Source organism: uncultured Pseudoflavonifractor sp. (assembly GCF_944387805.1).
Lineage (GTDB): Bacteria > Bacillota > Clostridia > Oscillospirales > Oscillospiraceae > Pseudoflavonifractor.
Map to the genome: position 1 here is coordinate 26,069 of NZ_CALXGI010000013.1, position 18,988 is coordinate 45,056.

An 18,988-nucleotide genomic window follows, 5' to 3' on the forward strand; every position below is an offset into this window, starting at 1 on the left:
AAGATAGGGCCTGTCCGGCCCCGCAGAGCAAAAAAGTGCCTGAATATATTCCTTCTAAGACCTACGGAATATATACAGGCACAGACTGCATTTACCCGGTGGTAAATGCCGGCACAAAACAAATTGTCGTAAGAGAGGATAACATAGGGAGCGGGGGGATGTCAAGCCCTCAGCCCAGGATGCCAAGATGCTCCAGCAGAATCTTCAGGCCGATGAGGATAAGTACGCACCCGCCGAAAAGCTCGGCTCCGGAGCGGTATTTGGCGCCGAACACGCTGCCGATCTTGACGCCCGCCGCCGAGAACAGGAAGGTGATTACGCCGATAAAGGCCACGGCGGGAGCGATGTCCACCTGCAGAAAGGCGAAGGTGACGCCCACAGCCAGCGCGTCGATGCTGGTGGCCAGGGCCAGGGGGAGCATGGCGGCGGGGGAGAAGGAGCTGTCCTGGCGCTCCTCTTCGCTGCGGGACTCCTTGACCATGCTGCCGCCGATAAAGGCCAGCAGCACAAAGGCAATCCAGTGGTCGATGTTGGTGATCAGGGCCTCGAACTGGGAGCCCAGCAGCCAGCCCAGGAAGGGCATCAGGGCCTGAAAGCCGCCGAACCACAGCCCGGCGGAGAGCATGTGGACCGGGCGCACTCTGCCCACCGACAGACCCTTGCAGATGGAGACGGCGAAGGCGTCCATAGACAGTCCCACAGCCAAAATAAATAGTTCCAGAAGACCCATAGCAAAAAACCTCCGGTTAGGGGGATTTGGACCGGCCAAACGGCCGGAGAGGGAGAAAGAGGCGCAGTTTTTCCCAAAACAGGCAAACAAAAAGAGACCTATCCGCCCCCCTGGCAGATAAGTCTCGTCATTTCAGGCTGAACCAGAGGCCCGAGGCCCCAGTATGTTGGCTCCGCCGCGCATGCCGCGCCGACTACTCCCTTATGTTCGTCCATTCTAACATTTTCCGGCCCTGCCTGTCAAGAAAAAACGGGAGGATTTCCACCCCGGTCCGGGGTAGCCATTCAGGCGGCGCTGTGATAAAATGTTGCAGGCTTAACTGAGAAAAACTACAGGCCGGAGGGAGAACCATGGGAAAAAGTACGGCGGCGGAGCGACACTATCCTGTGACGGAGCGGGGCTATCTGCTGGAGTTCCTGCTGGCGCAGGTGAGAGGGAAGTCCCGAAACGCGATGAAGCACCTGCTGTCCGGACGGCAGGTGGCGGTGGACGGGAAAATTGTCACCCGCTTTGACTGGCCCCTGGAGCCGGGGGAGGTGGTGACCATCCTGCCCCAGGGCAGGGAGGAGCAGGCCAAGGCTCCCTTCCCCATCCTCTACCGGGACAGGGACCTTATCGCCATCGACAAGCCCGCCGGGCTGCTCACTGTGGGCCACGAGGGGGAACGGCAGCGCACCGCCTACCGCCTGCTCTCCGACACCCTGCGGGACGGCAGCCGGGAGAAAAAGCTCTTTGTAGTCCACCGGCTGGACCGGGACACCTCGGGCGCAGTGCTCTTCGCCCGGAACGAGGCCATGAAGCGGGCCCTTCAGGAGAACTGGGACAGCCTGGTGCAGGAGCGGATTTACCTGGCTGTGACGGCGGGCGCGCCGGAGCAGGAGGAGGGCGTGGTCCGCTCCTGGCTGAAGGAGACCTCCACCCGGGTGGTCTACTCTGCCGGACCGGGCAGCAGCGGCAAGGAGGCCGTCACCCACTACAAGGTGCTCGCTCGGGCGGGGGAGTACGCCCTGGTGCGGGTGGCTCTGGACACGGGCCGGAAAAACCAGATCCGGGTCCACATGGCCGACCTGGGCTGCCCTGTGGCAGGGGACAGGAAGTACGGCGACGGCTCCGGCCCCATGGACCGGCTGGCCCTCCACGCCGTCCGCCTCACCATCACCGACCCCCGGACCGGTTCGCCACTGACGGTGACCGCGCCGGTTCCAAAACCCTTCCTCCGCCTGTTCCCCGGGGCGGAAAATGGGTGCAGCAGGCCCGAAGATAGGAAAAGCGCGTTGTAAAGCGGGGAACAATCAGATATAATAAAGAATACCGCAGTACACAAGACGCGCCCGGCAGGGCGCGTGAAAAAACTTTATGAGTAAAGAAGGAGCCTGCTGAATGTCAAATATCTGGCACGATATCAGCCCTAAGCGCATTACTCCGGAGGATTTTGTGGCCGTCATCGAAATCCCCCAGGGCAGCAAGAAGAAGTATGAGCTGGACAAGGAGACCGGCCTCATTATTCTGGACCGGGTGCTCCACACCTCCACCCACTACCCCGCCAACTACGGCTTTATTCCCCGGACCTACGGCGACGACGGGGACCCGCTGGACGTGCTGGTGCTCTGCTCTGAGTCCATGGACCCTCTGACCCTGGTACGGGTGTACCCCATCGGCTATATCTCCATGCTGGACGACGGCAAGAACGACGAGAAGATCATCGCCATCCCCTTCACTGACCCGGCCTACAACGTCTACCGGGACATCAGCGACCTGCCCGCCCACGTCTTTGACGAGATGGCCCACTTTTTCACGGTATACAAGCAGCTGGAGGGCAAGGACACCGTGGCCGGCGAGGTCAATGGCCGTGAGGCGGCCGTCAGAGTTATTCAGCAGGCCATCGACCACTACAGCGATACCTTCCTGGGCAGTACCAACGGCCCTGTCAACGGCCGCTTTGACCGGTTCGGCGGCTCGGATCGCTGAAATAGTTCGCCAATTTAAGGCTTTCTTAATACTTTTTTCGTTCATTTTATCCACACAATCTGGTAAGATGAAGGAAAGATTATGCTGCGAGGTGTTCATTCCATGAGTCAGAAGTACGACTGCCTGGTTATCGGCGCCGGCTTTGCCGGCGCGGTGACTGCCCGGGAGCTGGCCGAGCGGGGCGGGAAAAAAGTGCTGGTGCTGGAGCGGCGGGACCATGTGGGCGGCAACGCCTACGACCGGCTGGACGACGCCGGCGTGCTCATCCATCAGTACGGCCCCCATATCTTCCACACCAACAGCCGGCGGGCCTATGACTACCTCTCCCGCTTCACCGCCTGGCGGGACTATCAGCACCGGGTGGTGGCCAACGTATACGGCACGATGATGCCTGTGCCCTTTAACCTGACCTCCCTGGAGCTGGCCTACGGACCTGAGAAGGCCGCCCGGCTGGAGAAAAAGCTGGTGGAGACCTACGGCGCGGAGAAGAAGGTCACCATTCTGGAGCTGCGCAAGAGTGAGGATCCGGAGATCAAGGCCCTGGCGGATTATGTGTATGAGAATGTGTTTGTCCACTATACCATGAAGCAGTGGGGACAGAGGCCCGAGGAGATTGACCCCAACACCACCGCGCGGGTGCCTGTGTTCCTCTCCCGGGATGACCGGTACTTCCAGGACACCTGGCAGGGCATTCCTGCCGACGGCTATACCCCGGTCTTTGACCACATGCTGGATCACCCCAATATCACCGTGGAGCTGGGTGTGGACGCCGCCGACCGCCTCCACCTGGACGCCGCCGGCCTGTCCCTGGACGGAGCGCCCTTTACGGGCACGGTGGTATACACCGGCGCGGTGGACGAGCTGTTCGGCTGCTGCTTCGGCCGCCTGCCCTACCGCACCCTGGACTTCAAGTTCGAGACTTACCCGGTGGAGTGGTTCCAGCCCCGGGGCACGGTAAATTACACCGTCAGCGAGGACTATACCCGCATCACCGAGTTTAAATACTTCTCCGGCCAGGAGCTGCCCGACCGCACCACCATTGTCAAGGAGTACTCCCGCGCCTACACCGGCGCGGCGGAGGAGACCCCCTACTACGCCATTATCAACGACGAGAACAACGCCCTGTACGCCAGGTACCGGGCCCTGGCCGACGCCCTGCCCGGCTTCCACCTGCTGGGCCGGCTGGCGGAGTACAAATACTATAACATGGACGCCATTGTGGTCCGGGCCCTGGAGCTGGCGGACCGCCTGCTGGGCTGAGGGCCCGGCAAAGAGAAGGGTGAGAGAAAAATGGATAAGATTATTACCTTTGCCGTGCCGTGCTACAACTCGGCGGCCTACATGGATCACTGCATCCAGACCCTCCTGGAGGGGGGCGACGACATCGAGATCATCCTGGTGGACGACGGCTCCACCAAGGACGACACCCCTGCCATCTGCGACCGGTACGCCGACCAGTACCCCGACATTGTCAGGGTCATCCACCAGGAGAACGGCGGCCACGGCGAGGGCGTGAACCAGGGCATCCGCAACGCCTCGGGCATCTACTACAAGGTGGTGGACTCCGACGACTGGCTGGACGTGGACGCCCTCCACAAGGTGCTGGGCAAGCTGCGTGAGTTTGCCAAAATGGAGCGCCCGGTGGACATGGTCATCGCAAACTATGTCTATGAGCACGTGGAGGACAACACCCGCAAGGTTATGGGCTATGCCAATGTGTTCCCCAGAGACAGAATTTTTACCTGGAATGACATCGGCCGGTTCCGCGCTTCCCAGTATCTGCTGATGCACTCGGTTATCTACCGCACCAAGCTGCTGCGCAAGTGCGGCCTGGAGCTGCCCAAGCATACCTTTTATGTGGACAATATCTTTGTCTACCAGCCCCTGCCCTATGTCAAGACCATGTACTACATGGACCTGGATCTGTACCGGTACTTCATCGGCCGGGCGGACCAGAGCGTCAACGAAAAGGTGATGGTGAGCCGTGTGGACCAGCAGGTCCGGGTGACCCGCCTGATGATCGACGCCCACGACCTGCGCCGGGTGCTCGCCGTGCAGCCCAAGCTGGGCCGGTACATGCGCAACTACCTGGCCATGATGATGACCATCTCCTCCATCTTCCTCATCATCGACGGCTCGCCCGCCGCGCTGGGCAAAAAGACCGAGTTGTGGGAGTACCTCCGTTCGGTGGACGTCCGGCTCTACCACAAGCTCAAGTACCGGGCAGTGTCCTTTGTGGGCAACATCCCCGGCTACCAGGGCCGGAAGCTGTCCGTGGGGCTGTACCGTATGGCCCGGAAGATCTACAAGTTCAACTGATAAAAAACCGGCTGTTCCCTTGGGAACAGCCGGTTTTGCCGCGTCTCAGAGATGGCCTGCCTGCCTGAGCAGCTCGTGCTTGATGTCCCACAGCTTCTGAGACAGGTCCACATAGTAGTTGTGGGGGTTTTCAAACCGCTTGACCTCATCCCACTGGAGGTCAATCTGGGCGGCGCAGTAGGCCCGCATCTCAGTGATGGAGGGGGAGCGGTACACCAGCTTGCCCCCCTGGAAGATGGGTACCAGCAGCTCCACAGGGGTGAAATCGGTAACCGTCTTGCGTTTCCAGGTGGCCTCCGGATCAAAAAGCTCCAGAGGCCGGCTGGGATCGATGACCTCGTCATGGACGCAGATCAGGTCGGCCATGGCCTTGCCCGTCTCGTTCTCAAAGATGCGGTACACCTTCTTGAAGTGGGGGTTGGTGATTTTGGACGGGTTCTCCGAGATTTTGATTTTGGGGATAATATTGCCCGCCTCGTCCTCCACGGCGGCGAGCTTGTACACGCCGCCGAACACCGGCTCGCTCTTGGAGGTGATGAGCCGCTCGCCCACGCCGAAGGAGTCGATTCTGGCCCCCTGGAGCAGCAGGTCCCGGATGATATACTCGTCCAGGGAGTTGGAGGCCACAATGGAGCACTCGGTGAGTCCGGCTGCGTCCAGCATTTTCCGGGCCTTCCGGGACAGGTAGGTCAGGTCGCCGCTGTCCAGCCGGATGGCGCATTTGGTAATGCCCTGGGGCAGCAGAACCTCCTTGAAGGCGCGGATGGCGTTGGGCACGCCCGACTTGAGCACGTTGTAGGTGTCCACCAGAAGGGTGGCGGAGTGGGGGTAGAGCTGACAGTAGGTCTTAAAGGCGGTATACTCGTCGGGGAACATCTGAATCCAGGAATGGGCCATGGTGCCGCCGGCGGGAGAGCCGTACATCTGGTCGGCCAGGGTGCAGGCAGTACCCGCGCAGCCGGCGATATAGGCCGCCCGTGCGCCCAGCACGGCGCCGTCGCTGCCCTGGGCCCGGCGGGAGCCGAATTCGCTCACCGGCCGCCCGGCGGCGGCCCGGACAATTCGGTTGGCCTTGGTGGCAATGAGGGACTGATGGTTCAGGGTGAGAAGCAGGTAGGTTTCGATAAACTGGGCTTCAATGGCGGGGGCCCTGACCGTCATAAAAGGCTCGCCGGGGAAGATGGGGGTGCCCTCGGGCACGGCCCAGATGTCGCCGGTGAAGCGGAAGGTCCTCAGGTAGGACAGAAAGTCCTCACTGAAGGTGTTCTTGCCCCGGAGAAATTCAATGTCCTCCTCGTCAAAGCGCAGGTTTTCAATATACTCGATGACCTGCTCCAGACCGGCGGCAATGGCAAAGCCGCCTCCGTCAGGCACGGTGCGGAAAAACACGTCAAAGTAGCAGATCTGCTCCGACATACCGGCCTGGAAGTAGCCGTTTGCCATGGTGAGCTCGTAGAAGTCGCACAGCAGAGTATAGTTCATGGGATTCTTTTTCATCATTGCTCAGCCTTTCAGCGCACAGCGCAATTACGTCCGGTGGGTGACGGTCACCTGGATGCCCTCCAGCACGTCCAGACATTTTTGGTGGAGATCGGCATTGGAGGAGGCGGTGCAGGCGGCGTCCACCACGATCTCCGCCTCGGGCAGGGCCGCCTTGGCGATGACTGCGTTGGACAGCACGCAGATGTTGGACACCAGGCCCACCAGCTCAATCTGCCCGTAGTTCTGTCCCTTCAGCCACTCGCCCAGAGCCAGGGAGGGAAAGGTGGGCTTCTCAAAGCGGCGGTCGTCCTCCCGGGCAGCTCTGGCCGTCTCTCCGTACAGCGCCCAGCCCTCGCTGCCCCGAATGCAGTGGGCCAGAGGCAGCTTGCGGCCCTCCTGAGTGGAGAGGTAGTCGGGGGCGTGGGTGTCAAAGGTAAAGACCACATCGTCTCCGGCGGCGTGATAGGCGGCAATTTTGGCCGCAATGGGGACATCCAGCAGTTCCGCACCGGGGAAACCCAGAGCGCCGTCTACAAAATCCTTCTGATAGTCCACCACAATGAGCAGCTTTTTCATGGGGGCAAACCTCCTGAATGAAAATAGATGCCGGGCTGTATTTTCCCCATTATATGTGATTCCTGCCAAAAAAGCAAGGACAGCCGAGGGAAAGCGCGGTTCCTCTTCAAGTCCCGGAGGTTTTGGCGCGGGCATTTTCACAGAGCGTTGAAATTGCCGGCCGGATCTGTTAAAGTGGAGAAAAGGATAAATAAGGTTTCAAAAGGTGGTTAAGATGATAGATATCAGCGGTTGGATGCATGTTTTTTTGCAGAAATTAAATGAGACCTTTGGCGCCCGCGTCTGGTTTGCCGGTTTGCAGGGCAGCTATGGCCGTGGAGAAGCAACCCCGGCAAGCGATATTGATGCTGTTGTAATACTGGATAAACTGTCTGCTTTGGATATTCAGGCCTACAATACGATGCTGGATACCTTGCCCCACAGAGAACGGATTTGTGGGTTCCTTTCGGGAAAAGCAGAAATTTTGAACTGGGACCCGTCCGACCTTTTTCAGTTTTATTATGACACAACGCCCATCAAGGGAAGCCTTGATGAAGTGCTGGGCTCAATTGACGAAACCGCAGTCAGGAGAGCGATCAAAACCGGCGCCTGCAACATATTTCACGGATGTGTCCACAATATGCTCCATGAAAAGAGCGAGGATGTTTTACGGGGACTGTATAAGGCCGCCACTTTTGTTGTGCAGGCAGTTGTCTTTGAGCAGACGGGAACATATATCAAACATCAAAGAGAACTGCGCAGCGCCGCCCTTCCTGATGAACAGGCCGTTGTGGATACCTTTTTGAGCATAAAAAACGGCGGGGCCATTGATTTTCTCCCGATGTCCGAGACCTTGTTTGCCTGGGCGAAGAAATGGATTGACGGAAACGGTCAGATAAAGGATGAGCCGTTGAGCCGCTGCGATCCATAACAGAAATATGCCTCCCTCTGCCATTTTGGCGAAGGGAGGTCATTTTTATTCGGAATCAGGCCCAGAGGCAGAAGAACGGGGAAAAGCATGGCAGTCCGGCTCAGAGCACCTTTTCAAAGCAGGGGAAGCCGTCGGGACGGCCCTCCCGGTCGAAGTGGACCACGCCCACCTGGGTGAAGCCCTGGCTGCGAATCAGCGCCTGCATCCGGCCGTTGCGGGCGTAGGTGTCCAGATGAAAGGAGCGCAGACCCAGACGGCGGGCCATGGCCTCGCCAAACCGGAAGAAGCTCCGCCCCACGCCCCGGCGCTGGGCGGCCGGGTCTACTGCCAGCCGGTGGAGCACCATGGCAGGGCCGGGGACTGCCCAGGGGAGCGGGGCGTACTCGGGGGCCTGCTCCTGGTTGAAACATGCCGCCCCCAGGATGGCCCCATTCCCGTCCACCGCAACGTACAGCTCACCACGGGCCTGGTCGGCGGCGTAGTGAGCCCGGGTGGGGTAGTCCTCTCCCCACTGGGGATTGCCCAGGGCCTGCATATGGGCCGCCGCCCGCTGTACCAGTGCCCAGACCGCGTCCACGTCCTCCGGGCGGGCAAGACGAATTCCCGTCATATTCGCTTCACTTCCTCTGAAATTCTTTCCCACAGTATACTCCGCCAAGACAGGAAAGGGAAGAAAAACTTGACAACCCGCCGGGAACAGGATATGGTGAACCTGGAGATGAAGCCGCAGAGGGCGGACGGACTGACCGGACAGTCCGGGGAAATGGGAGAAAGGAGATGCCCATGGAACGATTGACAGCGCTGTTTCAAGAGGGAAAAGTCTGCCTGGACCGGCGGAGGCCGGCAGCCCTGGCGGCGATGCTGGCCGCGGTGATGCTCATCACCTCCGCCTGCACTTTTGGAGCACCGGCGGACACATCCACCCCTGCTCAGAGCGAAGAACCGGATAGCACCCCGCAGCCCACGGAGACCGCCGGGGCGGAGCTGTCCCGGGACTGGACTCAGGTGAGCGGCAGGCTGTACAGGCGCGGCTGGCAGGTGGACTACCAGCTGGCCCTGCCGGAGGAGTACAGCGGCGATGTTGAGAGAGGGATTACCTCAGTGACGCTGGGCATGGGAGGCTGTTCCCTGGCTTTCCTTGCAGAGAATGAAGTGCCCAGGGCGGCGGCGGTCCTTGGCGGCAGGACGGTCCGGATCGAGAATCTGGACGCCGACGGAAAGCCCATTGATGATGAAGCGTCCTCTGGCGCTGAGAATACGGACGGCATTGTGTGCACCGGCTGGTACATCCCACTGGATGGGGAGCGGCGGCTCCGGCTGCTGTGGCCCGCGGCGGCGGCGGAGCTTGGGGAACAGGTGGCGGCCAGCGTCACATGGAGCAGCCTGGAGAACAACCCTGAGCCCGATCTGCCCCTGCCCACGGCGGAACAGATGGGCCTTGCCGGCGAGGCGGCCGAGCTGTTTGACGCCCTGCAGGCCCAGTATGCCGACCCGGAGCAGATTCCCGTGCGTACCCACCTGAACGACGTGATGATTCCCTCCTTCACCATTTGGGGCAGCTATGAGGAGGACGGAGATACGGTGCTGGTGTGCAGCGTCAACGAGGGGTTTTACTACACCGTCCAGCTGGATGGCAGCTGCGATGGATGGGGCGGCGGAGGCAGTCCCACCGCCTTCCGGGGACGTTACGATGCGGATGGAACTTTCCGGGTGACGGAGATCATAGCGGCCGCGGACGGCGAGGGCTATGCCTACTCCATCCGGCAGATGTGCGGCCCGCTGGAGGAGCTGGCGGAGTGGCTGATCAGCGGCGAAGGGGAGCAGCCGGAACCCATCTGGGACGAGATGCCCGACCAGAACGAGATGATGCGCATCTACCTGGCTGATCTGGGCCGGATGGTGACAGCAGGCGCCTTCGACTAACAGCAAACGACAAAAAACGGTCCCGGAGCTATGCTCCGGGACCGTTTGATTTAACTTACTCCTCAGCCTGCATGGCCTTGGCGGCGGCGATGGCCTTCTGCCCCAAAAAGCCGGGGCTTTTTGGGGACCCCCTGCCTTTTATCTGCACGGGCGGAATGAATCCGCCCGGCATCAAGGTTTTGCCTGCGGCAAAACGCTTGGGCCGCCGCCAGCGGCTAAGATGAGGCCAGCTTACTCCTCGGCCTGCATGGCCTTGGCGGCGGCGATGGCCTTCTCCTGGACGGCGGGAGGCGCGTCCTCATAGCGGACAAAGTGGAAGGTGAAGGAGCCGCGGCCCTGGGTCATGGACCGCAGGTCGATGGCATAGCGGCTCATCTCGGCCATGGGCACCTCGGCCTCAACCACCTGGTTGCCGTCGTGGTCGGGATTCATGCCCATCACGCGGCCGCGGCGCTTGTTCAGGTCGCCGATAACGTCGCCCATGTAGTTGTCGGGGATGGTGACCTTCAGCTCGCCGATGGGCTCCAGCAGAACGGGGCTGGCATCGGGCAGACCGGCCTTGTAGGCCAGCTGAGCGGCGGTCTTGAAGGCCATTTCGGAGGAGTCGACGGGGTGATAGGAGCCGTCGAACAGGGTGGCCTTCAGGTTGACCACCGGGTAGCCGGCCAGCACGCCGTGCTGCACGGCCTCCCGCAGGCCCTTCTCAACGGCGGGGAAGAAGTTCTTGGGCACCGCGCCGCCGAAGACCTCCTCGCAGAACTCCAGCTCCTCGCTCTCGCCAGGCTCGAAGCGGATCTTGACGTCGCCGAACTGGCCGTGGCCGCCGGACTGCTTCTTGTGGCGGCCCTGGACCTCCACTTTCTTGCGGATCTTCTCACGGTAGGGCACCCGGGGCTCGGACAGGGTGGCGTCCACGCCGAAGCGGCTCTTCAGCCGGGAGAGCAGCACGTCCATCTGCATATCGCCGGTGCCGGAGATGACCATCTGGTGGGTCTCGGCGTTGTTGGCCCAGGTGAAGGTGAGGTCCTCCTCGTTCATGCGGGTCAGGCCGGCGGCTACCTTGTCCTCCTGCCCCTTGGTCTTGGGGGCGATGGCCACGGAGTAGCAGGGCTCGGGGAAGGGAAGGGGCTCCAGCTTGACCACCTTGCGGGCGTCGCAGAGGGTGTCGCCGGTCTTCAGCTTGTCCATCTTGCCGATGGCGCCGATGTCGCCGCACTGAAGCTCCTTGACCTCATCGGCCTTCTTGCCGGTCATCACATACAGGCGGCCCAGCTTTTCGGTAGCGCCGGTGCGGGCGTTGACCATGGGCATGTCGGGCTTGATGGAGCCGGAGAGCACCTTGACATAGGAGTACTTGCCGTACTGGTCAGAGGTGGTCTTGAACACAAAGGCGGTGGGCAGGGCGCCGGGGGAGGAGACAAAGTCGTCCAGCTCGCCCTCGGCGTTCTCGGCCACCAGGGGCCGCCCCTCCAGGGGATTGGGCAGCAGCTCCACAATGGTGTCCAGCAGCATGCGGGTGCCCAGGCCGGACATGGCGCTGCCGCACAGCACCGGGAACAGAGACAGGTCCTTTACGCCCTGGCGCAGGCCCTGGATCATCTCGGCGTAGGTGAAGTCCTCGCCGGAGAAATACTTGTCCATGAACTCCTCGCTGGTCTCGGCCACCGACTCCTTCAGGGCGTCGTACAGCTCGTCCAGCACGGCCTTTTTGTCCTCGGGAACGTCGATCTCCTGGCGGGAGCCCTTGACAAACTCAAAAGCCCGCTTGTGGAGCACGTCGATGATGCCGATGACCTTCTTGTCCGCGTCCCAGATGGGAGCCACCAGGGGGGCGATGTTCTTGCCGAACCGCTCCCGCAGGGTTGCAAAGGCGGCGTTATAGTCGGAGTTGTCCTCGTCGGTCTTGGAGATGTAGAGCAGACGGGGCATCTTGCGGCTCTCGCAGAGCTTCCAGGCCTTCTCAGCGCCCACGCTCATACCGCCCTTGGCGGAGCAGACGATAATGGCGGCGTCGGCGGCCTGCATGGCCTCAATGACCTCGCCGGAGAAATCAAAATAGCCGGGAGTGTCCAGAATATTGATCTTACAGCCGTCATATTCCACCGGGGCCACGGCCAGGGAGATGGAAATCTGGCGCTTGGTCTCCTCGGGATCATAGTCGCACACGGTATTGCCATCGGGGACCTTGCCCAGCCGGGCGGTGCCGCCGGTCAGATACAGCATACTCTCTGCCAGGGAGGTCTTTCCGTTTCCGCCGTGCCCCAGCAGGCAGATATTACGAATGTTTTGCGCGGAATAGCTCATACGTTGTTTCCACTCCTTACTTTTAGGGTCAATCCGGCCAGCCAAACCTGGGCTGGCCTGCGATATTAGTCATTATACACCAAAGAGTGCGGTCTGACAACTTATATTTTTAGAAAGAATATAGAACGAGACTGAGGGAGTCTCTGGACATGGGGCGGAAAGTTATTATTTTGACAAAGTGAAGGGGACAAGGGGCATTTTTGGCAGAAATTCAGGTGGACACAGGGCAAAATGTGGGATACTATAACCTATGGAAGATGACAGATAAAAACGGAGAAAGCGAGAAAGTATGGCCAAGAAAAAAGTGGAACAGATTATTACCGGCATATTCCAGGGCACCAGCCGGGGCTTCGGCTTCCTGACGCCTGAGGATGGAAAGAGCCGGGAGGACGACTATTTTATCCCGCCCAGAGCCACCGGCGGGGCCTGGGACGGGGACAAGGTTCAGGCCGCGCCCGACCCGGAGACGCCCTGGGAGGAGGGAAGGCGCACCGCCTCGGTGGTCCGGGTGGTGGAGCGGACCAACAAATTTGTCACCGGTACGGTGGAAAAGCTGGGCCGGGACCTGTGGCTCAAGCCCGACTCGGACAAGCTGCCCGGACCCATCAAAATCTCCGGCAAGGCCAGGGGCGTGCGCGTTGGCGAGAAGGCTGCCGTGGAGATGCTGGGGTATGGCACAGCAAAGACGCCGCCTATGGGAGCCCTGCGGGAGACCTTTGGCCCTGCGGGCACCCGGCAGTCCTCTACCGCCGCCATTCTCTACCACTATGAAATTGAGCCTGAGTTCCCGCCTGCCGTGCTGGATGCGGCGGCCAGAGCGCCCCGTGAGGTGGAGAAGGACGTCCTGACCGGGCGCACCGACCTGCGGGACAGGATGATCATCACCATTGACGGCGCCGCCTCCAAGGACCTGGACGATGCGGTGAGCCTGGAGCGGGACGAGCAGGGCCGCTGGGTGCTGGGGGTCCACATCGCCGACGTGAGCCACTATGTGCAGGAGAAGTCCCCGCTGGATCTGGAGGCCTGGGAGCGGGGCACCTCGGTGTACTTTGCCGACAAGGTCATTCCCATGCTGCCCGTGGAGCTGTCCAACGGTATCTGCTCCCTGAATCCGGGCGTAGACCGGCTGACCATCTCCTGCTTCATGACCCTGGCCGCCGACGGCCGGGAGGAGGAACACACCATCTGCAAGAGCGTCATCCGATCCACCGAGCGGATGACTTATGAGGACTGCAACAGGCTTCTGGCCGGAGAGGCCCCGGATCTGGAAAAGCGGTACGACAATATTCTGCCCATGCTCAGGGACATGGCCGTCCTGGCCAGGGTGCTGGAGAAGCGCCGGAAGCTCCGGGGCAGCCTGGACCTGGAGACCAGCGAGAGCTATATTGTCTGCGACGGGAACGGCAAGCCGGTGGATGTCAAAGTACGGAAACGGGGGGAAAGCGAGGCTCTCATCGAGTCCTTTATGCTCTCCGCCAACGAGTGTGTGGCCAGGCACCTCTTCGACCGGCACAAGCCCGCCGTCTACCGGGTCCACGAGAAGCCCAGCCAGGACAAGGCGGAGGGGCTCAGGACCATGCTGGCCCCCTTCGGGTATACCTTCCGGGAGGCGGACAGCTTTGTCCTCCAGAAGATTCTGGAGGACGTCAAGGGCAAGCCGGAGGCCCCCATCGTCAGCACCATGGTGCTCCGCTCCCTGATGAAGGCCCGGTATGACGTACAGAACCTGGGCCACTTCGGCCTGGCGGCCAAATACTACTGCCACTTCACCAGCCCCATCCGCCGCTACCCCGACCTGATGGTCCACCGGGTGCTTACCCAGGAGCTTGCCGACGAGGCCGACCCGGCCAACGTGGGCAGAACCATGCCCTGGGAGAAGCGGATGGCGTCGGTGGCCGCCCGGGCGGCGGAGCAGTCCTCCCAGCGGGAGGTGGCGGCCCAGAACGCCGAGCGCGAGATTGAGAAGCTCTACATGGCCGAGTATATGCTTGCCCACGTGGGGGAGACCATGGCTGGCACTGTGTCCGGCGTGACCAAGTTCGGCCTGTTCGTCATGCTGCCCTCGGGCGTGGAGGGGCTTATCCCCGCCGAGGCCCTGCCCCGGGACCACTACCATCTGGACGACCAGCGCATGGCCCTCCGGGGGGAGCACACGGGACGGGTGTTCTCCTTTGGCATGCCCCTGACCGTGGTGTGCGCCGCCGCCGATCCGGGCAGCGGGCAGATTACCTTCCATCTGGACGGCATGGAGCCGGAAACTGTCCCTGAACGCCCGGATACACTCCGGCAGGGCCGCCGGACTCCGGGCGCCCGGTCTGCCGCCCGCCGGAGCAGCGAGCACCGGAGCAATGAGCGCAGGAGCGGCGGGGAGCGCCGCAGCCGTCCACCCCGCCACAAGCCGGGCAAAGGCGGCAAGAGACGGGGCTGAGCCGTAGAAATAAAAAAGCGTGTCCGCTGTCTGTGACAGCGGACACGCTTTTTTGCGGAACAGTCAGAACTGGAAGACCACGCCGATAACCGCAGCTGCGGCAATATACACGATGGGATGGAGCTTTTTCAGCGCCTTCACCTGCATACAGATAAAGATTGCGGCGGCCAGAATGACGCCCTTCCAGTTGATGATGGCGGTGAGGGAGTTCCAGCCCGTCCAGGCCGCGCCGGTGAGCAGAGCGATTTGGGCCACCGACAGGCCGGCGGCGGCGATGAGCCCGGTGGAGGCGGGCCTCAGGCCGGAGAATACGCCGTCCACCACCCTGCTCTGGCGGAATTTTTGCAGGAATTTGGCGATGATGAGGATCACCAGGATGGAGGGGGCCACCAGGCCGAGGGTGGCGATGACCGCGCCCACGATGTTTCCGCCAGGCAGGCCGGTCTGGCCGCCAATGGTAAAGCCCACGTAGGTGGCCATATTAATCCCCATGGCGCCGGGGGTGGACTCGGACACGGCCACCATATTGGCCAGGTCGGCGGCGGAGAACCAGCCGGTCACATCGCCCAGGTGGCGCAGAAAGGGCAGGGTAGCCAGGCCGCCGCCTATGGCGAAGAGACCTACCTTAAAAAATTCGTAGAACAGGCGGAAGAATATCATTTCGCCGCCTCCTTTCCCCGGTTCAGATAGCGGATGCAGGAGGTGATGGCCAGGCCGCACACGCCGGACAGAACAACCAGCAGCACCGGAGACAGCCCCACAAAGGCGGACAGCACCAGTACCACCAGGAAGATAACCGCAGACCACCAATTGACCACCGAGCCCTTTGCCAGCTTGATGACGCTGGAGAAGATCAGGGCGCAGACACAGGCGCGGATACCGGCAAAGGCGTGGATGACCACCGGGAACTCGGCAAAGTTTTGGAGAAAAGCGGCGATGATGCAGATGATTACAAGAGAGGGGAACACCACGCCCAGGGTGGCGATGGTGCCGCCCAGACATCCGGCCTGGGTGTACCCCACAAAGGTGGCGGTGTTCACCGCGATGATACCGGGGGTGCACTGTCCCACAGCATAGTAATCAGCCAGCTGGTCCTCAGTGGCCCAGCCCCGCTTCTCCACTACCTCGCGCTGGAGAATGGGCAGCATGGCATACCCGCCGCCGAAGGTGCAGGCGCCAAGCTTGGCAAAGGTTAAAAACAGGTCCAAATAGCGGTTCAAAATACTCAGCCTCTTCCGTTATTGAATATGTTCAGCTTACTCGCGCGCCTGGTGCCGGCCGTTTCCGTAGCCGTGGTGGCCGGCCTGGCCGCCATTGTGGGCGGAGCCGCCGCATGACGACTGGCTTTGCTGGTCGGACGATGTCACGGCATCACCGGAGGAGAGCGCGGCGATTCTGGCCCGGATTTCTTTCATGGACATGGCCTGAACCTCCTCAGCCGTGATGGAGGGGTCCAGGGCCTGAAGCTCCAAAAATGCCCGGTACTTGCCCACCGACATGCCTGCGTGGTGCGCCGCTTCCACCTCTGCGCCGCTGCCCTCGTGGCAGTACACCCGTCCGGCCCCCTGGGCGCAGGCCTGGGCGGCGGAGAGCAGCTGGGCGCTCTTATCCGGATCACGGCAGGCCACAGTGATGGACACGGTGCCGTCGGCTGCCAGATAGGCGGACACGGTTTCACTGGAGAGAATTGTCTCCAGCGCCTGGGTGTAGGGCTGGAAGGCCACGTCCAGAGAGCTGGCCAGGGCCTCTCCCTCCGGGTTATAGCCCTGCACTGAGATAACCCGATCCAGCCGGTTGAGGGACAGCTCCAGGGAGGGGTTCACATCCACGCTGATGGCGGACACCGGCACCAGCAGGGTGTAATACCCTCCGGCTCCCAGCAGCACCAGCAGACAGGCCGCGGCGGCCGCAACAGTCCGGCGCCGTGCCCCCAGCCGGCGCCGCAGCCGGCGCCCCAACCGCCGGAGGGAGCATTGTCGCACAGGCCGTCGCCATCGGCGTCCACAAATCCCAGGCCGCAGCCGTGGTAACTGGCGCCGCAGTTGTCGCACACGCCGTCATTGTCAATATCCGCATAGTTTGAACCATGGACAGTGACATGGCGGGCGGTGCCGTAGTTATCACATACACCGTCCCGGTTAGCGTCCACAAAGCAGCTGCCGTGTCCCCGACCAGCGGCAAACGCGCCTGCGGTGATCGCAGTGAGAACCAATACCACAGCCAGAGTACCAATCAATACCTTTTTCATCTTCTTACCCTCCGTATTGTGAGATAACCCTCAGGGGGTTTCGACCATAATACGATTGAGAAAGGAGATTCCATTCCGTTCACAAAAATTTTCCCTTATTTTTCTGCCGGTTCCGGGCCCCAGGGCGGGCAGCGGGGGAAGGATCGGTTTAGTTCAGAGTTTCCAGCTCCTCCAGCCAGAGCCGCGCAGAGGCATCACTGGGCATCCGCCAGTCGCCCCGGGGGGACAGGGTCACCGAGCCCACCTTGGGGCCGTCGGGCAGACAGGAGCGCTTGAACTGCTGGGTAAAGAAGCGCCGGTAGAAGTTTTTCAGCCACTTGAGAATGACAGACCGGTCGTACCGGTCCCCCAGTGCCTGCTCAGCCAGACGGAACACCTTCCGGGGCGGGAAGCCCCAGCGGACAATATAGTAGAGGAAGAAATCGTGGAGCTCGTAGGGACCCACCAGGTCCTCGGTGCGCTGGGCAATTTCGCCCCCCACGGCGGGAAGCAGCTCGGGGGACACGGGGGTGTCCAGAATGTCCTCCAGCACATGGGACAGACGGGGGTCCTCCGCCACCTTGTCCCCGGCCACAAAGGCCACCAGATGGCGCACCAGGGTCTTGGGAATGGAGGCGTTGACGCCGTACATGGACATGTGGTCGCCGTTGTAGGTGGCCCAGCCCAGAGCCAGCTCGCTCAGGTCGCCGGTGCCCACCACCAGGCCGCCGCACTGGTTGGCGATGTCCATCAGAACCTGGGTCCGCTCTCTGGCCTGGCCGTTTTCAAAGGTCACGTCGTGATTGTCCATGGACTGGCCGATGTCCTTGAAGTGCCGCTTCACCGCCTCGCCGATGTCGATGCGCTTCAGGGTGGCGCCCAGCCGGCCGGCCAGCTCCACGGCGTTGTCCCGGGTGCGGTCGGTGGTGCCGAAGCAGGGCATGGTCACCGCAATGATGTCCGACGCGGGCCGGTCCAGCAGCTTCATGGCCACGGCGGCAATGAGGATGGCCAGGGTGGAGTCCAGCCCGCCGGACAGGCCCACCACCGCGGCAGAGGCATGGGTGTGCTCCAGACGGCGCTTCAGGCCCAGGGCGGCGATCTTCAGAATCTCGTCGCACCGCTCGGCCCGGTCTGCACTGTCCTCCGGCACAAAGGGGGTGGGGGAGAAGCGGCGGGTGAGCCGGGTCTCCTCCAGCTCCAGCTCAAAGCCGACGCGCCCAATCCCCGGGGCCTCTTGGGCGGGGACATAGGTGTTCATCCGCCGCCGCTCGTACACCAGCCGGTCCACATCGATTTCACTGACGGTCAGGCCGCAGGCAAAGCGCCGCTCGGCCAGCAGGGCGCCGTTTTCCGCGATGAGGTTATGTCCGGCAAAGACCATGTCGGTGGTGGACTCCCCCTCGCCGGCGTCGGCATACACATAGCCGCACACCAGTCGGGCGGACTGGCCGGTAACCAGGGCCCGGCGGTACTCCGCTTTGCCCACCACCTCGTCGGAGGCGGACAGATTGAGCATCACCGTGGCGCCGGAGGCAGAGAGCAGGCCGGAGGGGGGCTGGGTGCCCCACAGATCCTCGCAGATCTCCACGCCGATGACCAGGTTGGGCATGGACTCACAGCCGAAGAGCTGGCGGGCGCACAGGACCGTATCCTGGCCGCACAGCGGGACATAGGCGTCCACGCCCTGGCCGGAGGAAAACCATCTGGCCTCGTAGAACTCGCCGTAATTGGGCAGGGCAGTCTTGGGAACCAGGCCTAAAATATTTCCTCTGTGTATAACTACTGCACAGTTATACAGTTTGTTGTCCCATTTGTTCCGCACCGGCAGACCCAGCGCAGTGACCATGTCCAGATTTCGGGTGGCTTCCAGCACGGTGGAAAGGGCCTCCTCCGCGCCCTGGAGCAGGGTGTCCTGGAGGAACAGGTCCCCGCAGGTGTACCCGGTAAGGCACAGCTCGGGCAGAACCAGCACCTTGACCCCCTGCTTGGCCGCCTCCCGCATCAGGGTGAAGCAGGCCTCCGCGTTGTGGCGGCAGTCTGCCACCCTGATTTCAGGCGTGCCCGCCGCAACTTTGATAAATCCGTCCCGCATATCAACAACCTCCTTGACGAGGAAAA

16 protein-coding genes and 1 pseudogene are annotated in these 18,988 nt (G+C 61.8%); 7 read left to right on the forward strand and 10 right to left on the reverse strand.

Going from position 1 to position 18,988, the window contains the following annotated elements:
* Positions 1-169 precede the first annotated feature (169 nt).
* Positions 170-730, reverse strand: a complete 561-nt coding sequence (locus tag Q0K06_RS05530) for a manganese efflux pump MntP family protein (protein WP_294549659.1) — start codon at positions 728-730, stop codon at positions 170-172.
* 350 nt (positions 731-1,080) lie between these two features.
* Here Q0K06_RS05530 and Q0K06_RS05535 point away from each other — a divergent pair, with 350 nt between their 5' ends.
* The 4 genes from Q0K06_RS05535 (at position 1,081) to Q0K06_RS05550 (ending at position 5,017) form a co-directional block, all read left to right on the forward strand.
* On the forward strand, positions 1,081-2,010 hold the full coding sequence (locus Q0K06_RS05535) for an RluA family pseudouridine synthase (RefSeq protein WP_294549662.1): 930 nt from the start codon (positions 1,081-1,083) through the stop codon (positions 2,008-2,010).
* 100 nt (positions 2,011-2,110) lie between these two features.
* Positions 2,111-2,698: an inorganic diphosphatase gene (locus Q0K06_RS05540; RefSeq protein ID WP_294549664.1), complete on the forward strand. Its 588-nt coding sequence runs from the start codon at positions 2,111-2,113 to the stop codon at positions 2,696-2,698.
* A 102-nt stretch (positions 2,699-2,800) separates the two neighbouring features.
* Complete coding sequence (gene glf, locus Q0K06_RS05545) at positions 2,801-3,958, forward strand: UDP-galactopyranose mutase (RefSeq protein WP_294549666.1); 1,158 nt, start codon at positions 2,801-2,803, stop codon at positions 3,956-3,958.
* Between the two features lie 30 nt (positions 3,959-3,988).
* A complete protein-coding gene (locus tag Q0K06_RS05550; RefSeq protein ID WP_294549669.1) occupies positions 3,989-5,017 on the forward strand; it encodes a glycosyltransferase family 2 protein in 1,029 nt (342 codons plus the stop codon).
* Between the two features lie 45 nt (positions 5,018-5,062).
* Here Q0K06_RS05550 and Q0K06_RS05555 read toward each other — a convergent pair whose 3' ends face one another.
* Both Q0K06_RS05555 and Q0K06_RS05560 read right to left on the reverse strand, forming a co-directional pair.
* Positions 5,063-6,514 (reverse strand): nicotinate phosphoribosyltransferase, encoded by a 1,452-nt coding sequence (locus Q0K06_RS05555; protein WP_294549740.1) that lies wholly within the window; start codon positions 6,512-6,514, stop codon positions 5,063-5,065.
* A gap of 30 nt (positions 6,515-6,544) precedes the next feature.
* Positions 6,545-7,075 (reverse strand): isochorismatase family cysteine hydrolase, encoded by a 531-nt coding sequence (locus Q0K06_RS05560; RefSeq protein WP_294549672.1) that lies wholly within the window; start codon positions 7,073-7,075, stop codon positions 6,545-6,547.
* Between the two features lie 214 nt (positions 7,076-7,289).
* Between Q0K06_RS05560 and Q0K06_RS05565 the strand changes: the two genes are divergently transcribed.
* A complete protein-coding gene (locus tag Q0K06_RS05565; protein WP_294549674.1) occupies positions 7,290-7,985 on the forward strand; it encodes a nucleotidyltransferase domain-containing protein in 696 nt (231 codons plus the stop codon).
* 100 nt (positions 7,986-8,085) lie between these two features.
* Here the strand turns inward: Q0K06_RS05565 and Q0K06_RS05570 are convergent, their stop codons facing one another.
* A complete protein-coding gene (locus Q0K06_RS05570) occupies positions 8,086-8,595 on the reverse strand; it encodes a GNAT family N-acetyltransferase (RefSeq protein ID WP_294549676.1) in 510 nt (169 codons plus the stop codon).
* Positions 8,596-8,768: 173 nt separating this feature from the next.
* Here Q0K06_RS05570 and Q0K06_RS05575 point away from each other — a divergent pair, with 173 nt between their 5' ends.
* Positions 8,769-9,908, forward strand: a complete 1,140-nt coding sequence (locus Q0K06_RS05575) for a hypothetical protein (protein WP_294549679.1) — start codon at positions 8,769-8,771, stop codon at positions 9,906-9,908.
* Positions 9,909-10,139: 231 nt separating this feature from the next.
* On the opposite strand, the gene fusA is transcribed toward Q0K06_RS05575, so the two are convergent.
* The gene (fusA, locus tag Q0K06_RS05580; protein ID WP_294549682.1) at positions 10,140-12,212 is read right to left on the reverse strand and encodes an elongation factor G; all 2,073 of its coding nucleotides are present in this window, start codon (positions 12,210-12,212) and stop codon (positions 10,140-10,142) included.
* A 283-nt stretch (positions 12,213-12,495) separates the two neighbouring features.
* Here fusA and rnr point away from each other — a divergent pair.
* A pseudogene (gene rnr, locus Q0K06_RS05585) lies at positions 12,496-14,640 on the forward strand (ribonuclease R); the annotation flags it as partial.
* Positions 14,641-14,703: 63 nt separating this feature from the next.
* Here the strand turns inward: rnr and Q0K06_RS05590 are convergent.
* The 5 genes from Q0K06_RS05590 to Q0K06_RS05610 form a co-directional block, all read right to left on the reverse strand.
* Complete coding sequence (locus tag Q0K06_RS05590) at positions 14,704-15,300, reverse strand: chromate transporter (protein WP_294549686.1); 597 nt, start codon at positions 15,298-15,300, stop codon at positions 14,704-14,706.
* A complete protein-coding gene (locus Q0K06_RS05595; RefSeq protein ID WP_294549689.1) occupies positions 15,297-15,860 on the reverse strand; it encodes a chromate transporter in 564 nt (187 codons plus the stop codon). The genes Q0K06_RS05590 and Q0K06_RS05595 overlap by 4 nt, the downstream gene beginning before the upstream one ends.
* A 36-nt stretch (positions 15,861-15,896) precedes the next feature.
* Positions 15,897-16,526 (reverse strand): hypothetical protein, encoded by a 630-nt coding sequence (locus tag Q0K06_RS05600; RefSeq protein WP_294549692.1) that lies wholly within the window; start codon positions 16,524-16,526, stop codon positions 15,897-15,899.
* Positions 16,460-16,888, reverse strand: coding sequence for a hypothetical protein (locus tag Q0K06_RS05605; protein ID WP_294549694.1), 429 nt, complete (start codon positions 16,886-16,888; stop codon positions 16,460-16,462). The genes Q0K06_RS05600 and Q0K06_RS05605 overlap by 67 nt, the downstream gene beginning before the upstream one ends.
* A gap of 148 nt (positions 16,889-17,036) precedes the next feature.
* Positions 17,037-18,962, reverse strand: a complete 1,926-nt coding sequence (locus tag Q0K06_RS05610) for an NAD(+) synthase (RefSeq protein WP_294549696.1) — start codon at positions 18,960-18,962, stop codon at positions 17,037-17,039.
* Positions 18,963-18,988 lie beyond the last annotated feature (26 nt).

Bases quoted from the DNA above. Each gene is read 5' to 3' on its own strand.
- Q0K06_RS05530 (WP_294549659.1), bottom strand. From the start codon at position 730: ATGGGTCTTCTGGAACTATTTATTTTGGCTGTGGGACTGTCTATGGAC.
- Q0K06_RS05535 (WP_294549662.1), top strand. From the start codon at position 1,081: ATGGGAAAAAGTACGGCGGCGGAGCGACACTATCCTGTGACGGAGCGG.
- Q0K06_RS05540 (WP_294549664.1), top strand. From the start codon at position 2,111: ATGTCAAATATCTGGCACGATATCAGCCCTAAGCGCATTACTCCGGAG.
- glf (WP_294549666.1), top strand. From the start codon at position 2,801: ATGAGTCAGAAGTACGACTGCCTGGTTATCGGCGCCGGCTTTGCCGGC.
- Q0K06_RS05550 (WP_294549669.1), top strand. From the start codon at position 3,989: ATGGATAAGATTATTACCTTTGCCGTGCCGTGCTACAACTCGGCGGCC.
- Q0K06_RS05555 (WP_294549740.1), bottom strand. From the start codon at position 6,514: ATGAAAAAGAATCCCATGAACTATACTCTGCTGTGCGACTTCTACGAG.
- Q0K06_RS05560 (WP_294549672.1), bottom strand. From the start codon at position 7,075: ATGAAAAAGCTGCTCATTGTGGTGGACTATCAGAAGGATTTTGTAGAC.
- Q0K06_RS05565 (WP_294549674.1), top strand. From the start codon at position 7,290: ATGATAGATATCAGCGGTTGGATGCATGTTTTTTTGCAGAAATTAAAT.
- Q0K06_RS05570 (WP_294549676.1), bottom strand. From the start codon at position 8,595: ATGACGGGAATTCGTCTTGCCCGCCCGGAGGACGTGGACGCGGTCTGG.
- Q0K06_RS05575 (WP_294549679.1), top strand. From the start codon at position 8,769: ATGGAACGATTGACAGCGCTGTTTCAAGAGGGAAAAGTCTGCCTGGAC.
- fusA (WP_294549682.1), bottom strand. From the start codon at position 12,212: ATGAGCTATTCCGCGCAAAACATTCGTAATATCTGCCTGCTGGGGCAC.
- Q0K06_RS05590 (WP_294549686.1), bottom strand. From the start codon at position 15,300: ATGATATTCTTCCGCCTGTTCTACGAATTTTTTAAGGTAGGTCTCTTC.
- Q0K06_RS05605 (WP_294549694.1), bottom strand. From the start codon at position 16,888: ATGAAAAAGGTATTGATTGGTACTCTGGCTGTGGTATTGGTTCTCACT.
- Q0K06_RS05610 (WP_294549696.1), bottom strand. From the start codon at position 18,962: ATGCGGGACGGATTTATCAAAGTTGCGGCGGGCACGCCTGAAATCAGG.